The sequence below is a fragment of the Cohnella sp. SGD-V74 genome (assembly GCF_003001675.1).
Taxonomy (GTDB): Bacteria; Bacillota; Bacilli; order Paenibacillales; family Paenibacillaceae; genus Cohnella.
In genome coordinates, this window is the sequence record NZ_PVYW01000030.1 from 1 (window position 1) to 16,742 (window position 16,742).

Below are 16,742 nucleotides of genomic sequence, written 5' to 3' on the forward strand. Positions count from 1 at the left end.
GTCGTACAAAACCTTCCCTTGCACCTGTACGGCACTCTCCTTATATCGTGGCAACCTTCGCATACCAAAAGCTTAAATCCGTTCTTAGGATTCCCACAACCTAAAAACTTCGTCACTTCCTTCAATACCGCTGGTCGGATTCGATCTCCATGCTTCGCACAAAACCATTCCCAGTTCTCCAGAAAAATCCGCTTCAGTTCATTGCTCTCCATATGCTTACCTTAACAAATTTTCTGAAATAGGGCAGTGATTTTATACTTTCTGATATTGTGAAAAAGGGCAGCAAAAACGCCCGCCCCGTGAAGGGCGAGCGCATCATCCGAACGTTATTCACTTATGGCCTGACTTGAATACGGCAGTCGCACAACAATCAGCCTACGCCTTAGGCTTGACCGGAATATAGATGTCCATCTCAAACAATTCGGCGCGGTCGCGACAGCTGCGCTCGTCGTAATACTCCAGCTCCGCGCCGCCGGAATGCTCGTAGTCGGAGTTGGGGAACCATTCGCTGAAGATGACGCCCCAGGTGCTCTGGATCGACTCGGAGAACCGGTCGGGAGTTACTTTCGGAGTCGTGAAGACGGCGTACGTCGTTTCCGGATAATGACGCTTAACGGTTCCTTCCGGAGCCTCCGCCCCCTCCTTGGCCTCCACGCAGATAATATAGCTGAACTCTCCCGACTCCATGTCGAAGTCGTCGCAGATGCCGTACTCGGCGCCGGAGACGGCCAGCCCGTGCAGATTCTGCCCCATCTTCTCTTCCATGTAGCGGCTCCAGAATGCGGGAATGTCCCGGTGATTCTCGCCCTCGTGGGTTCTGGTGCGAAGCGAATAACCGATGACGTCGAAAGCGGGCTTGGTTACGATGCGGTATTCCATGCGAATTCCTCCTAAGTAGGGATTAAGCTTTCGTTGCCTCACGTCGACCTTGGGATAGTCCGGGGGACGAAAGCCCTTCTTCCGGTAGTCGCCCGGCGTCATGCCGTACAGTTTGCGAAACGCGCGAATGAACGTCTCTGGCGTACCGAACCCGCAGTCGATCGCGATATCCAGCAGCCGATCCTGCGAGTAGGCGACCCGCGCCGCGGCCCGTACCAATCTGCGGACCCGAACGTATTCCATGACGGGAAGCCCCGCAAGGGCATGGAACACTCTGTGAAAATGAAACTCCGAGAAGTTCGACAGCCGCGCCAGGTCGGCGAACCTGAGTTCCTCGCCCAGCCTGTCTTCGATCTCGTCCACGACGCGTTGAATCGCTTCTTCATACGCTGACACCCGGCGTCCTCCCTTCTATAGTCATTGTAGCCGGAGGCGAACTTACGTTCTTGACGTTTCTTGCTCTATCCGCCTCGTCTTTGCCCAAACTTCCTTGACGTTTCTTGCTCTATCCGCTTCGGTCAGCCCCTGGTCATCGTATACATCTTGGTCTTCGAGTCGTAGCTCAGCTTGTATTTGTAATCCTCGCGAATAACGGACAGAAACTTCAAGTCCGTGTCCACCTTTCCGCTCGCCACCTTGAACGTCACTTTCTTGGGCGGCTCGGGACCGCTCTCCTCCATCTTCCGCAGCAAATACACACGCAGCTCCTCGGTCGTCTTCAGGTTCATGCCGTCCACTTCCGGATAGACGTTGATATCCGGGTAGCCGAAGCCCATCCACGTCCGCGTCTTCATCATGAACATGGCGTCCTTGAGGTAATACGTATAGTCGATATTTTTCTTCCCGTCTGCCAGCGTAGCATCGACATAGACCCATTTGCCGTTCAAATAAACCATGTTCCAGGCGTGCTGCCCGACAAAAGAAGGACCGGAAAGCGGCATCGACGGGATTCCCGCCCGCGTGGCCAGATAGTGGAACAACGACGTATAGTGGGCGCACACGCCCTTGCCCTCCTCGATCGCCTTCAGCGCGTTAGCCGCGGAGATGTAGTCCGCTCCGCTGGAGTACTTAATCCGGGTAACGACGTAGTCGAAAATAGCTTTAACCTTCTGCTCGTCCGTCATGTTCGGCTTCAGAATCTTCTTGAGAATTTCATCCGTGCGGGCGTACAGCTTGCGGTGAACGGAGTCCGGCTGCAGCTCCAGCACCGCCTTTTCCCCCGCCTTCAGCACTCGCGGCTCGGCCAGATAGCCTTCGCCATGCCAGTTCGTGTAGACGAAGGTGCCGTACAGAACGGAATCCCCGCGAAAACGAAGATGCTCCAACCCGTTCTTGAACGTGAACTTCACCTCGTGCGTCGGAGTCCACAGCTCCAAAATTGCGAAGCCGACGTCGATCCTCTGGTGCTTGCCCGAGGTCAGCTTCACGCCCTTCGTCATATTTTCGACCTGATACTGAATGTAGTCCTTGGCATCCTTGTCGGAATCGAAATCCAAGTACGCGAAATTGGAGCCGACCGTTAGACGGGCTTTCCCCGCCGATCCGCCGTACGGCAGAATTCCGCGGACATTGCCGGAGGAATGCGCCTCCATGCCGAGAATAGCCTGTTCCCGGGTAAACGGCTTGTTCGGCTGAAAATTGCCTTGAATGGCCGGCATGACGCCGTAAGACAGCACATTCCCGACCGCGTGGAAATCCTCCGGCTTAACGGAGGCGAAATCCTTGGTAAAGACGTCCCTTCCCAGCACGTAGGTCAAGCTCTTCGAAATCCGCCTGGCCGCCTCGGCGCGGGTCATCGTCAGCTTCAAATCTTCCAGATCGTCTATGAGTCCATAAAAGAATGCCGCTTTAACGTAATAGGGCGTATTCTCGTCGAAGCCCGGATAATCGATCTCGATTCGATCGAGATTCCGCTCCTCGCGATAATAGAGCTGCGCCAGCTCGTCCACCGTAATCGCTCTTCTGAAATTCCGCTGGAACGCCTCCGGCAGACTTCCCCGGGCGATCAGCTCGGCAATCCGTTCCTTCGCTTCGTCCGACGGCGCGTCCGCAGGGAAGGAATAGCGATCCCCCGCGTTGCCGACCAATGCCGCATCCCGGGCGTTCGCGGGTACGGTTACAGCTGTTTGCGCCACAAGAAACAGTGCGAGAAACACAGCAACGATCTTCTTCAAATGTTCGATCTCCTCTTCCGCTCGTTTTCTCCTCCGTCCGGACCGTGCAATCGCAGCAGATCCGGCAACAGATCAAGATTACCACAGGTTGCTTTCCAATTGAAGGAAATGTCGAAGAGGGCTGCGGCAGCCGCCCCGACGGCGGTCTGCCGCAACCCTTCGTTGCGGATTTCCTATACGATTACGCTTGAGAAGAGAGTTGAAGCTGCGGGAACTGCATTTCATAGAGCTGACTGTACCGGCCTTGCAGCCGCAGCAGCTCGTCATGCGTTCCGCTCTCGACGATGCGTCCCTGCTCCAGCACATGGATGCGATCCGCCTGCTGGATCGTCGACAGCCGATGAGCGATGACGAGACACGTTCTGCCCTTCAGAAGTCCGGCCAGCGCCTCCTGAATCTGCTTCTCCGATTCGGAGTCGAGCGAAGCCGTCGCTTCGTCGAGAATGATGATTCGCGGATTTTTCAGAATCGCCCGGGCGATCGAGATGCGCTGCTTCTGCCCGCCGGACAGCTTCACGCCCCGTTCGCCGATCTGCGTATCCATGCCGTCCGGGAACCTTGCGATAAACTTATCGGCGTTCGCGGCCCGGGCGGCGGCCCAGATCTCTTCGTCCGAGGCGTCGGCATTGCCGTAACGGATATTGTCGCCGATGCTTCCGTTAAACAGAATGATATCCTGCGAGACGATGCCGATCTGCTCGCGCAAAGATACGGTCGTTACATTCTTCAAAGAATAGCCGTCTATCGAGATCTCCCCTTCCTGAGGGTCGTAGAACCTCGGGATGAGGTGGGCGATCGTCGTTTTGCCGGAGCCGGAGGAACCGACCAGCGCCGTAATTTCCCCCGCTTCCAGCTCCAGGTTAAACCGCGACAGCACCTCGGAATCATTCGAATAGGCGAAGCTTACGTCGCTGAACACGATATGTCCGCGCATGGGAGGCAACGCCGCGGCATCTTCCTTCTCCACGATGGCCGCCTTCGTGTTCATCACTTCCATGATGCGCTCATACGCGGCGGCGGACTGCTGGATCGTATTGATCACGCGGCTGAAGTGCCGGATCGGATTTTGCAGCAGACGCAGGTAAGCGATGAAGGCGACGATCGTGCCGACCGTCATCTCTCCGCGCATGGCCAGCCACGCGCCGAATACGAGCACGATGGCCAGACCCACGAAGTTGAGGAAGTCGATGATCGGCTCGTAAGCCGCGCGCAAGCGCACCACCTGAATATTGGCATCCATATTGACTTTGGTCCGCTCGGAGAAACGCTCGGATTCGTATTCCTCTTTCGTGAACGACTTGATCAGCCGGATGCCCGTCAGCGAGTTTTGCAGATGGTCGCTGACGTCCGCCACCGATTCCTGTACCTTGCGGAACGAGGAGCGCATGCGCTTCCCGAACAGCTTCGTCGTCAGAATCATCAGCGGGAATGTCGCAAGGAGAAGCAGCGTCAGCCTCCAGTCGATCCACAACATATAGATTGCAATGGCTCCAAAAGTGAAAAAGTCCGTGAACAACTGCACCATACTGGAAGAAATAAGCTGCTGCAGGATGCCGACGTCGTTGGTCACGCGCGACATCAGATCCCCGGTGCGATTGCGGTCGAAAAAGGATACGTCCAAGCTCTGCATGTGCCGGTACAGATCGTTGCGGAACGTGTACAGCACCCGCTGTCCAATCGAAGCCATCAACGACGCGCTCAAAAACCGCAGCGCTCCGAGCGCTACGGCCGACCCGAGAACCCCTGCGGCAATAAGCAGCAATTGATCGAATCGCTTGTTCGGAATAAGCTGATCGATCGTGTACCGCGTAAGCTGAGGAACGATGAACTCAAGCAGCGATACGGCAATGATGCAGGCGATCGCCAATACGATCGCTCGCCACTGCTTGCGGGAATGCTCGTATATTCGGGCGAACATCCCCAGAATGCTGGCGGGCTTCGCCTTCTCGCCCGTTCCGAACCGGCCCATTCCCATGCCGCGGCCGGGCCGGAAGCCGCCGGACGAATAGCGGCCGTCGCTCACCGCAACTCCTCCGCGCTTCCGTCGGGCACGTCTCCGATAATTTGCCGCAGCGATACGCGCAGCTCGGAGATAACCGTCCGGAAGCGCGCCGCTTTGTCCGCGTCGGACAGCGCCGCCCGCTCCACGCTCCGGAGCAGATGCAGCAGCTCCTTGCCCGCCGGGGTCAACCGGCGGTTGCGGCGATTGCCGTCCGCCTGCCCCTGCTCCTCTTCCGGTCCGGTCGGCTCCTGCGGCTCGCAGCGCTGCTCGCCGTCGGCAGACTCGGGACGGTCCTTCTCTTCCTGCAAGTATTGGCGGCCTTCATCCGTGATTCGGAATATTTTCTTCCCCTCCTCTTTGTAAGCCTCGACGAGTCCTTGATCCCGGAGCATCTGCAGCGTCGGATAGATCGAGCCCGCACTCGGCTTATACGTGCCTCCCGACTGCTCCTCCAGCGACTTCATCATCTGGTAGCCGTGCATGTTCTCCCGCTCCAACAGCTCCAGCAGCGCGTACTTCACGCCGCCTCTGCTGAAATATCTTCTGCCCGAGCCGCTGCTGTCCCGTTCGTTGCCGAGATGCAGAAACAGCCTTTCCTCTTGACGCCATTCTTCTCCGAGCCATTCTTCTCTACACACGGATGTCACTCCATTCTGCGATAACGATATATCGTTATCTTTATTTTATCGGAGAGTTCGTCAATTCACAATGCTTACTTTAGCCCGGCTTCCACACGGCTTTCACCCGCCTGTCTCAGCGCCGGCGTCGTCGAATCCCCGGCTTTCCAAGACCCCTGCTCCGGGTTCAGGCAGCCAGTTGCCGCCATTCCCCGCTACTGCCGTCCGCTCCCGATCCTAGCCCGCCTCGACCGCCTCGTGCATGCCTTGCGAGTGCCGGTACAACTGCTCGTAGTAGCCGCCCAATTGCAGCAATTGCTCATGGGTGCCTTCTTCAACGATCTGCCCTTGGCTCATGACGAGGATGCGATCCGCACCCATGACGGTGGACAGCCGATGCGCAATGACCAGCGTCGTCCGGCCTTGCGATACGCGATGCAGCGCATCCTGCACCAGCTGCTCGGTATGCGAATCGAGATTGGCGGTCGCTTCGTCGAGAATCAGAATTTTCGGCGCGAACACGATAATGCGGGCGAACGAGATCAGCTGCCGTTCTCCTGCCGACAAGCCGCTACCGCGCTCCGACAGCATCGTATCGTAGCCGTCCTTCATCCGCAAGAAGATCGAATCGGCTCCGATGAATTCGCATGCGCGGATCGCCTCTTCCCGTGTAACGCTCTCGTCGAACATACGGACGTTATCCAGCACAGTGCCTGAATACAGATAGGGCTCCTGCTGCACGAGGCCGACGATCCGGTGCAGATCGCGCTGGGCCAAATCGCGAATATCGTGGCCGTCGATCAGAATACTGCCTTCCCGCACGTCGTAGAAGCGGCATAGCAGGCTGATCAGCGAGCTCTTGCCCGCTCCCGTCGTGCCTACGATGCCTACCATTTCTCCCTGACGCACATGCAGGTCCAGCCCTTTAATGACGTCTGAGCCTCCGGGATAAGCGAACGCAATGCGGTTGAAGTCGAGCCGTCCTTCGATATCGTCCTTGTTCACGCGCTTCGTCTCGGCTCTGTCCCGGATGTCCGGCTCGATCGCGAAGATGTTCCAGACGCGGTTAATGGCCACGGTGGCGGATTGCAGCGTATTCCACTGCTGCGTAATCGTATTGATCGGCTGGAAGAACAGACGGATGTACGTAATAAAGGCGTACAGAACTCCGAATTCCAGCGTTTGCCCCAGCACCGCCTTCCCGCCCAGCCATGTGATGAACGCGATCGCCAGATTGTTCAGCACCTCGAAGGAGCGGTTGAACAGCACATTGGTGCGAATCTCGCGAATGTTGGCTCGGAAGTAGGAATCGTTCCGCTCGCGAAACTGCTTCTTCTGCTCCTCCTGCTGGTGAAACACCTGAATCAGGTTCATGCCCGACAGGTTTTCCGCCACGAAGGCGACCAGACGCGACAAGCGCGTGCGCGCCATCTGGTACGTTGTCCGCATGTAGGCGCGGAAGGCGATCGCGATGCCCGCGATAATCGGAAGCAGGATCAGGCAGTACAGCGTCAGCTCGGCGTCCAGATTAAACATCAGCACGAGGATGAACACAAGCGTAAGGCCGTCGCGGAACAAGCTCAGCACGACCTGGTTGAAGAACTGGTTGATCGCCTCCGTGTCGCTCGACACATGCGTGATGAGGCTGCCGCTCGGCACCCGGTCGAAGTAAGACATCGATTGGCTCGTAATATGGCGGAACAGCCGCTTGCGGATGCTGGCGACGATGCTCTGTCCCGCGTTCTGCAGCAGGTTGTTCTGCAAATAAGCGAAGGCGAAGCTGGCCAGCGACAAGCCGAAGTAGATGCCGCACAGAAGCAGCAGGCTTCGGTAGTCGTTCTTGCCCGCCATCAAGTTGTCGTCGATCGCAATCTTGACCAGATAGGGCTGAAGCAGCTCCGCGGCGATCGCGATGAACGTGCAGAAGATGAAGCCCGCGAACGTCAGCCGATGCTCCTTCATATAGCCGGACAGCGCGCGAAAGGTGGAGATGTATTTCGGCTTCGCCTTGGGCTCGCTCAGATCGGCCTTCTGATCCATCTGCCAATTGTTAATTGCCTGTGCCATGCTGCTGCGTCCCCTCCTCCTGAATGTCGTGGAGGGTCCGGTACAAGCCCTCTTCCGCGAGCAAGGACTCGTGCGTCCCTCTCTGAACGATCTCTCCTTCATCCAGCACGACGATCAAGTCGGCATGCTTCAGCGCGCTGATGCGGTGCGCGATAATGATCGTCGTCTTGCCCTGCCTGACCTCCCGGATCGTCTCCATAATTTCCGTCTCCGTCACCGCGTCGACGGCGCTGACGCTGTCGTCGAGAATGAGGACGGGAGCTTCCTTGATCAAGCCTCGCGCGAGACTGGTGCGCTGGCGCTGTCCTCCCGACAGCGTGACGCCGCGTTCGCCCAATCTCGTCTCGAACTGGTCCGGAAACTCGATAATATTGTGATAGACCCGCGCCTGCTTGGCCGCATGCTCGACTTGCGCCAGCTCTGAATCGCGCTTGTGGAACGCGATATTCTCGCGGATCGTGGAGCTGAACAGAAAGCCGTCCTGCGGCACGTAAGCGATGCCTTGCCGCAAGCTTTCGAGCGTCAGATCGCGCACGTCCGCGCCTCCGTAGAACACCGTGCCGTCGGGCGGATCGTAGGTGCGCAGCAGCAGCTTCGTCAGCGTCGTCTTCCCGCTTCCCGTACGCCCGACGATACCCAGCGTAGCTCCCCGCGCAACCCTCAAGTCGATATTCTTCAATACCGCTCGCTCGCTCTCTCCTCCTTCGTAGGAGAACGTCAAGCCGCGAAGCTCGATATCGGCTTCGGCCAGATCGGCCGCCAAGGCGTCTTCCCGCTCCTTGATATCGGGCTGCTTGCCGAGCAGATCGTTCAGCCGATCGAGCGAGGCTCTGGCCCGCTGAATGACGTTAATGACGTTGCCGATCTGCTGCAGCGGGTTCATCAGCATACGGATGTACAGCGTCAGCGCGACGAAGCTGCCGAGCGAGATTCGTCCGACAATCGCCAGATAGCCGCCGAAGGAGAGCGCGATGATGAGCGCCGTCGAACCGAGGAACGGAACCAGCGCCTGGAAGAAGGACGACACGCGCACGAGGCGGAGCTGCTTCTCGCGAATGCGCTCCACCGTCTTGCCGAACCGGCCGTTCATCGTCTCCTCCATCGCGAACTTCTTGGTCACGCGCACGCCGCCGAACTGCTCCTCCGCCGATTCCGTCATCGTCCCCAGCGCCTCCTGAACCTGCAGCGACCGCTTGCGAATAATCGGGCCGAAGTAGACGACGATGAACGGAATGAGCAGCAGCGGGAAAATGCAGGCGGCGACCAAATAGATCGGCACGTCCGACAGCAGCAGCATGACGATCGTCGAGATCAGAAGAATCGACGCGCCGGCCGTCTGGTTGACGCCCATCGAGATCGACTCCCTGACCGCCGTCACATCGTTCATGAAGTAGCTGAGCAGCTTGCCGACCCCGTTCCGGGAATAGAAGCGTTCGCTTAATCCGGTAAAATGCGCGTACAGCCTGCTCCTGTTCATAAACTCGAAATAACGCCCCGTGTACATGACCAAATACTGCGCCACGCCTCCGATCAGCGCGAAGCCGACGCCGATCGCCAGCAGCGTCCAGCCGTAGCGCACGACGCCGTCCATCGACAGCAGCCCCGCTTCCAGCTCATCGGTGAATTCCCCCAGCACCTTCGGGAAGTTCACCTGTATGATGTTCGCAACCGTATGCAGCGCGATGGACATCACGTAGAAAGGCCAGGTTTTACGAAAAAAGTTCGCCAAAATCCGTTGTGCATCCAACCTGCTATCACTTCCCGTCTTCCGCGAAAATAAGTGTCTAACGTTCCAAGCGCAACTACAATCGCCATTGAAATCCTAATCGCTTCTACTCCACCAAGCCGGTCCGCTCCACCCCTTCCACGAACCATCTCTGAGTGAAGGCGTACAGCACCAGCAGCGGCATGATGATCAGAAACGAAGCCCCCATCTTGACCGGCTCCAGGAAAGCCCGCAGACCTCCTTCCTGCGCCTCCGTCACGAGCTGAGCGTTCAGCTTGGAGAGACCGACCGACAGCGGCACGTCGGACGCGCCGAACATGTACATGGACGGGAAATACGCGTCGTTCCACGACCATACGAACGAGAACAGAAACACGACGACGATAGCCGAGCGCGAGATCGGCAGCATGACGCGGAAGAAGATACGGAACGCCCCCGCGCCGTCGATGCGGGCGGCCTCCTCCATCTCCTTGGGCAGCGTCGAGAAGAACTGCCGGAAGATCAAGACGAACAGCGCGCCCTTCAGCCCATGGCCGAACAGCGTCGGAACCAGCAGCGGCCAGAAGGTGTTGATCCAGCCCAGCTCCTTGAACAGCAGAATGGAAGGGAGAATCGTCACCTGCGCCGGCATAATGAAAGTGAAGAGCAGCGCCCCGAACCAGAACCGCTTCAGCGGAAAATCCAGCCGCGCGAACGCATAGCCCGCAATCGAGCAGGACACGACCTGAATAACGGCCGAAGCCGTCGACACCGTCAGGCTGACGCCGAAGCTCTTCGCGTAATCGAGCATCTTGATCGCTTCGGCCAGATGGCCGCCGTACAGGGCGGTCGGCACCCAGATGACGGCGGGGTCCAGCAAGTCGGGAGCGCCCTTGACCATCGTTGTCATCATATAGAAAACCGGCTTCAAATAAATGAACGCGACGTCCACCAGCAGCAAGTACAGAAACGCGCGAAACAGAAGCCCTTTGTCCGCTTCCAGGCCGACCAGCTTATTTCTCAGCCACAACCACTTTCCCATCCCGCAACCCCCCTTTCCTGCCGACTTAATGACCCCGCGGCGACATGGATTTGATCGTTCTCGCGTAGATGGCGAAGGCCAATGCGATGAACAGAAGCACGATGCCGAAATAAATCCAGGCCAGCGCGCTGGACACGCCGTAATTTTCCGTCGTCACCTTGCTGATGATCGGATTGGACGGATACGTGAACAAGTCGACAATCGTATAGATGACGTTCAGAAAAATGAACGGCGCCATGCCGGGCAGCGTAATTTTCCAGAACGTGCTCCACGGATCGGCCCCGTCGATGCGCGCCGCTTCGTACACGCTGCCGGAGATCGTCTGCCGGCCCGCCAGGAAGATCAGAATCTGCACGCCGGAATACCAGAGCACGAGCACGAAGGAGCCGATGACCTTGCCGATCGGCCCCGCCCACGCGTCCGGCAAATACCGGGCCAGCCTGTCGTCCATCCCGAGCGATGCGATGACATTCAAGGAGCCTTCGCCCTGGGCGATGAATTCGCCGATAATCTGGCCGGAAGCGAAAATGACGGGAAGGAAGAAGATGACCCGGAAAGCCGCCCGTCCGGCAAATCGCAAATTGAGCAAAATGGCGATCATAAGCGAAAAGACGATAATAATCGGGATCATGACGAGCGCTTCGCGCAAAAACGGAAACAAATCGTCGTACAGCAGCCCGCCGTCGGCCAGCAAAATCTCCCGGTAATATTGCACGCCCACCCAGCTGGTCTGAACCCCGGTAACGGTAATTCGAACTTGATTAAAGCTCATATACAAGGAATAGACGAGCGGAAACGCCACGAAAACGAGAAAGCCGACCACCCATGGCGCGATAAACAGCGAGCCTTCAACCTTGCGCAGCACGGCGTCGTTCTTCCTCCAGCCGAGCAGCGGCAAGCGCCTGCGCGTCCGCTTGGCCGGCTCCAGGCGGCTATGCTCCGTGTTCATCCGTATCCCTCCTGTCGATGACGGCGAAATCTCTTCCGGGCACTTCGACACCGGCCGCGCTGTAAGGAGCGGCGTTGTAGTTCACGATGACGGCCATGCCGTTGTCGTAGACCGTCTGCCTCACGCCAGATGCCAGCTCCCGATGTTCGGTAATGAAGCGATCCTGCACGTCGCCAAGCGCCTCGTCAAGCTTGCGGTATTGCCGGGCGGCCGTCTCCAGCCAGTCCCGGTAGTTCATGCTGTAGTACCGAACGGAATAAGCCTTCTTGAACTCGTCGGAGGAAGCTGCAGTGAATACGAAAGCGGGATACGCCCCGTACTCCGCGCTGCGGAGAAATTCCGTCTCGTATTCGTCGCGCAGATTGCCCCATTCCGACGTATAGGTAACCAGGCCGTGCAGCGCAATCTGGGCGAACGGCACCGCTTCATCCACGAAAATATCGTACGAATAGTCGTCGGCGATCCGATGAAGATGGCCCGCGGCCGCCAGGGAATAGAAATTGCCGTCCTCCACCGCCGCATAGCCGACCGCCTCCGCCGTCTCCCGCAGCAGCTCCTGCTGCCCGCGAAGCACCTCTGTGCGGCTCGCCCGATTCCGGCTGTTGAAGTCGGTATGAAGCGCGCTGCCGATGCCTCCCGTATACAAAATGCCGTCTATGCCCAGCTCCCGGTACGTATCCAGATCGCTGCGCGCTTCGCGGAACGAGTAAAGCGGACTGACGATCGACACGCGCTTGCCCCGCGCGGGCAGAGCCGACTCCTGCAGCGTGCCGGCCAGATTGCGCAGGCCGTCGTTCAGGCTCCAGAAGCCTCCCCGGCCGCTGTTGTTCAGAGAATAATTCGCCGCGAGCATCAGCTTGCCCCCGCTCCGGCGCGCCTCTTGCGCCAACGCCGCCATCCCTTGGTTGCCGCCGATTCGCCGGTCGACGGGAAGCAGACCGCCGTAAGAGCTGTAGCCCCATTTCTGCCAGCCGTGATAGATGGCCGTGATATTGCCGATGCCTGCGTCTCCCAGCGCTTCGAGCAACTCCTTCGCCTGCTCCGTCGTCGTGCCGAGGATATAATCGTCCCACAGCGCGCCCTGCTTCAGGTCTGCGCCGATCAGATCCGCGTAGAACGGAATATGGGACCGCTCCGGCGTCAACCGGCTTAAGCCGCGTTCATCGATCAAATATTGGCGATATCGGGAGGCCATCCCGACGTAGTCGCTGCCGTCTCCCTCCAGCAAGTAGTACCTGACGCTGCGCGAAGCGGCCTGAAAGCGCTCCTTGCTGAACGTATAGAAGCCGTTCCGGCCTTGCCGGTCGGTGCTCTGGAAAAACTTGATGCGATACTGCCATTCCGGGCCGATCCAGTTCGACTGCCCGAGCGCTCCGGCCGGAGCGGCGAACAGCTTGGCGTACTCCTCGCCCTCCGTCATGACGCCGAGGAAGCCTTGCTCTCCCGACTTCAGGCCGAAGATCGGCATCCGCACCGCGTTGCGGTTCGTGTTTTCGTTATAGAAGGAAATATCCGGCCCGTACACCGTCTCGCGATAGATCGATTTGTCCTTGATCTTGTTCTCTTCGAATCGGGCCAACGCTCCCGAGCCGTCCGGCAGAAGCATATAACCGTCCGTTCCGGAGGAGGGCTGCGCGCCGAATTGCGGATACACCTTCAAGTTGAGCAGACTGAGCTTCCCTTCGCGAATCCCGCTGTCGACGACCTTAACCTCGACGTAATCGTCGACCAGCCGCACCTCGACGGGGATTCGGAACGAGGTCGACGTCAGATGAAAAATGACGCGGAAGCCGTTGTCCAGCTTCTCGTAATTTTCCATTACGCCCTTCTCCTCCATCCAGTTGGTCATCTTCGTCTGGGAGTTGGAGCTGGAGGCGTCGATGTATTCCAGCATGACCGGCGACAGAAAGTTGCTGCGCCATATGCCGGCCGCCGTCTCCGCCTCCCAATGCTCGGGATCGGGATAAGACCGCCAGATCCGGCCTCCGGCCTTGCTCTCCGCCTTGAAGTGGCCCGTAACCGGGTCCGCCCACAGCTTGAACGACGCAGATTCCCCGACCTGTACGAAATCCGCTTCGTCCGGCAAGCCGATCGCGACCGGCTCCGAGACGGTCGTCGGCGTCCACGCTTCGTCCGCAGGGGCGGCCGGCTCTTGCGGCGCATCTCTAGCCACGATCCACAGCAGTCCCAGAAGCAGCAACCCAATGACGCCCGCCGTCGCGGCGACGGCTATTGCGCGACGCTTCATCGGATAACCACCTCCTGATAGATCGAGTAGACGAAGCTGACCAGTTCGCTGGTCAGGCTAAACACAATAAACAGCAGGATGCCGATGACCAGCATCGTAAGCACGCTCAGGGACAAGCTTTTGACCGTCTCGCCCACGCTGAAGTTCTGCACGCCTTGCACCTGCCAGAATAAGAGCAGCGCCGCCCACCCGTACAAGCCGTATTGGATGAAATAAAAGATGGACGCCTCGCTGAGCGTCATGACGCCCGACACAATCGTCAGAGGCACGCCGACCAGCACGATGGGAAACATCGCATAGGCGCTGGCAGTATACACGTCGCGGAAGCGTCCTTCTCCCTGCGTAAGCGAGCTCGTCAAGTAATTGGCGATGACGAAGCCCAGCCACACGACCCCGAACTGAATGAGCGCGTTCACGATCTGCGCCTCGAACAGGATCGACGGGTTGAAAATAAAGTTCGTCCGGGCTTTCATGAAGCCGTACGCGGCCACGGCGAGCAGGAGCCAGATCGAGGCGCTGAGCGGGTTCGCTTTGCCCTCGTACCGGATGCCGTAGAAGCCGTCCAGCGGATGCTTCATCACGTAGAAGGCATGGCCCAACTGCTTCAGATGCCTGCCGATCGAACCGCGCGGCTTGCGAATGCGTTCGCCGAGCAGGGATGGACGCCAGCCGAGGCGGCGGCTCGCATACCGGGCGATATAGACGAGGGCGGCAAGGCCCAGGATCAGGTTCATAAACAAGCCGAAGCGGTTCTGAAACCAGAGCAGACGATTCTGCCAGAAGGAATCGGAATAGCCCTGCACCCCTCCGGCGCTCTGGAACAGCCTCTGCGCTTCCTCGTAGTCGCCCTTCTTGTAAGCCGCCTTCGCCAAGCCCAGCACGGCCGGCGCATAGAAAGCGTTCTGACGGTACACCTCTCTCCACAGCGGCTCGCTGTCCTCGTATCGGCCGTCCTGGGTCAGGCCGTTGGCCTGATGGACCAGCTTGCCGAATTCGGACAGGACATATTTCTGCACCACGTTGTTCTCGCTGTCCAGAATATACAATTGGTTGGCCGAGTCGCTGGCGATGGCGGACGGCAATTTGACCAGTCCCAGCTTTGTCGTCGTATCTCCGGCCTCTCCTCCCCAGAAGAACAGCAGATTGCCGTTGCCGTCGTATTGGCTGACGACATTCAGACGGGTGTCAATGACCGTCATATTGCCGTCCGTGTCCACGGTCAGATCGTTCAATTGGGGGGAAACCAACGGCATTCTCCCGAACTGCCGGATGGACTCGCCGAATTGGCCGTCCGACAACGTATCCGCGAACTCTCCTTTGCCGGCGAGCTGATCCAGCCCAGCGATATTCAGCTTCTTGAGCTGCCCCTTCGACACTTCCTTCGTAACCGTATAGATGAAGCCTTCTCGATTGATATCCACGCTTGTGATCGAGCCCGGCAGCTTGCTGATCTCCCGTTCATACATCTCGCGGGAGTAGAGCAGCCGCTTGACGCTGTCGATGAACGAAGCGCTCGTCTTGTTGGCTCCGAAGAAGCCCTGGAATTGCCCTTCCGGGTCGAGCTGGAGCAGACCTTGGTAGCCCCCCAGCGTCGCGATGTACAGAAACCCGCGCTTGTCGACGACCAGCTTGACCGGGTCGAACTTGAACGAGGCCGGAATCAGCTTCGAATCCGGGCGTCCGAATTCGGCGAGCACCCGTCCGTCCCTGTCGAGCCGCAGCACCCGGTTGTTGCCGGTGTCCGCGATATAAATATCGCCGTTCGTATGGACGTAGACGCCTTGCGGCCGCCTGAGCGGATTGTCCTTCGGCTCCAGCAGCCGGATCAGGCTGCCGTCCTTGTCGAGATGCACGATCCGATTGTTGCCGGTGTCGACGATATAGATCTGATCCCGGCTGTCGATGAACAGATCCTGCGGCTGGGACAGAGGGGAGATCTTAAGCTCCCCCGGATGCGCCGGATCTTCCGCGAACAGCTCCCGGCCGAATACGCCCGCGGGCATGTACGCTGTCTGAATCTGGTATTGCTGATTGTAGTTGTCCCTGTAATAGGTTTGATAAGGCACGCCTCCCCGGACCTGCCGGGGATAGACCGACAGGGCCGCAATGATCCCGACGATGCCGAGCAGCGCGATACGCAGCGCCAGCCGCCTATGCATTCGATCTCCCCCAGTGTTTATTTGATGCCCGAATGCGCCATCGTCGCGATCACCTTGCTCTGCAGAACGACGAACACGACCAGATTCGGCACGAACATAATAAGCGAAGCGACGGCCGCGGCGCCCTGCATCGCCACGTTGTTCGCCAGATTGTTCGTTAACGTCGACAGGAAGAAGGCGAAGCTCTTCATCTCGTCGTCCAGCATGAACAGCGCGGACGTCTCCACGTTGCCCCAAGCGTTCTGGAACGCCAGAATGGCGACGGTCGCCACGGCCGGCATGCAGACGGGCAGCGCGATTCGCGCGAAGACGACGAACTCGCTCGCTCCGTCGATGCGGGCGGCCTCCAGCAAGGAATCGGGAATCTGATCCACGAATTGCTTCAGCAGGAATACGCCGATCGGCATCGCCATAAGCGGAAACAAATGCGCGAAATACGTATTCATGATTCCCAGCTCGCTCACGACCAGATAACGCGGAATTTGCACCACCTCGGGCGCGAACATCAGCGTCAGCAGAATGGCGGCGAACACGATGCCCGCGCCCGGGAAGCGGTGCTTGGACAGCGGGTAGGCGCACAGCGCGCTTACTCCGGTCACCAGAGCTACGGCCAGCGCCGACACGAACACGCTGTTGAACAAGTACCGGACCATCGGCACGGTCGAGCGCGACGCGACCGAGGCCAGCTCGTTGACGTTTTGCAAGGAAGGTTCCCTCACGAAGAAGGTCGGCGGATAGACGAACAGCTCGTGATAGGGCTTAAAGGCATGGTTGAAAATGTAGACGACCGGCAAGAGCATGAAGACGGACAACAAGACGAGCGACAGCAGCAGCAGCTTCTGAAAGCCGTCCATCCTTCGCCATCCGGCCGGTCCGAATCGTCCAAGAGCGCGCAGCATG

The 16,742-nt window shown here is 58.7% G+C and carries 12 protein-coding genes; all 12 read right to left on the reverse strand.

Features of this window, described 5'->3' with window-relative positions; genetic code table 11:
- A partial coding sequence (locus B0G52_RS32095) for a transposase zinc-binding domain-containing protein (protein ID WP_233163279.1) occupies positions 1-212 on the reverse strand: 212 nt, incomplete at its 3' end.
- Between the two features lie 163 nt (positions 213-375).
- Positions 376-1,275: an AraC family transcriptional regulator gene (locus B0G52_RS32100; protein WP_094050523.1), complete on the reverse strand. Its 900-nt coding sequence runs from the start codon at positions 1,273-1,275 to the stop codon at positions 376-378.
- A gap of 122 nt (positions 1,276-1,397) precedes the next feature.
- Positions 1,398-3,053, reverse strand: a complete 1,656-nt coding sequence (locus B0G52_RS32105; protein WP_094050524.1) for a transglutaminase domain-containing protein — start codon at positions 3,051-3,053, stop codon at positions 1,398-1,400.
- A gap of 181 nt (positions 3,054-3,234) precedes the next feature.
- On the reverse strand, positions 3,235-5,076 hold the full coding sequence (locus B0G52_RS32110; protein WP_233163281.1) for an ABC transporter ATP-binding protein: 1,842 nt from the start codon (positions 5,074-5,076) through the stop codon (positions 3,235-3,237).
- The gene (locus tag B0G52_RS32115; protein ID WP_094050525.1) at positions 5,073-5,693 is read right to left on the reverse strand and encodes a PadR family transcriptional regulator; all 621 of its coding nucleotides are present in this window, start codon (positions 5,691-5,693) and stop codon (positions 5,073-5,075) included. Before B0G52_RS32115 ends, B0G52_RS32110 begins: the two co-directional genes overlap by 4 nt.
- 216 nt (positions 5,694-5,909) lie before the next feature.
- Positions 5,910-7,739: an ABC transporter ATP-binding protein gene (locus B0G52_RS32120; RefSeq protein WP_094050526.1), complete on the reverse strand. Its 1,830-nt coding sequence runs from the start codon at positions 7,737-7,739 to the stop codon at positions 5,910-5,912.
- Positions 7,723-9,486, reverse strand: coding sequence for an ABC transporter ATP-binding protein (locus B0G52_RS32125; protein WP_094050527.1), 1,764 nt, complete (start codon positions 9,484-9,486; stop codon positions 7,723-7,725). The genes B0G52_RS32120 and B0G52_RS32125 overlap by 17 nt, the downstream gene beginning before the upstream one ends.
- Before the next feature lie 85 nt (positions 9,487-9,571).
- The gene (locus B0G52_RS32130; RefSeq protein ID WP_094050528.1) at positions 9,572-10,486 is read right to left on the reverse strand and encodes a carbohydrate ABC transporter permease; all 915 of its coding nucleotides are present in this window, start codon (positions 10,484-10,486) and stop codon (positions 9,572-9,574) included.
- Between the two features lie 25 nt (positions 10,487-10,511).
- Entirely contained in the window at positions 10,512-11,435 is a 924-nt protein-coding gene (locus tag B0G52_RS32135; protein WP_233163283.1) for a carbohydrate ABC transporter permease, read from the reverse strand.
- Positions 11,419-13,683, reverse strand: coding sequence for a DUF5696 domain-containing protein (locus B0G52_RS32140; protein ID WP_094050529.1), 2,265 nt, complete (start codon positions 13,681-13,683; stop codon positions 11,419-11,421). The genes B0G52_RS32135 and B0G52_RS32140 overlap by 17 nt, the downstream gene beginning before the upstream one ends.
- Entirely contained in the window at positions 13,680-15,842 is a 2,163-nt protein-coding gene (locus B0G52_RS32145) for a YIP1 family protein (RefSeq protein WP_094050530.1), read from the reverse strand. The genes B0G52_RS32140 and B0G52_RS32145 overlap by 4 nt, the downstream gene beginning before the upstream one ends.
- A 17-nt stretch (positions 15,843-15,859) precedes the next feature.
- Entirely contained in the window at positions 15,860-16,741 is an 882-nt protein-coding gene (locus tag B0G52_RS32150) for a carbohydrate ABC transporter permease (RefSeq protein ID WP_094050531.1), read from the reverse strand.
- Position 16,742: the final 1 nt, after the last annotated feature.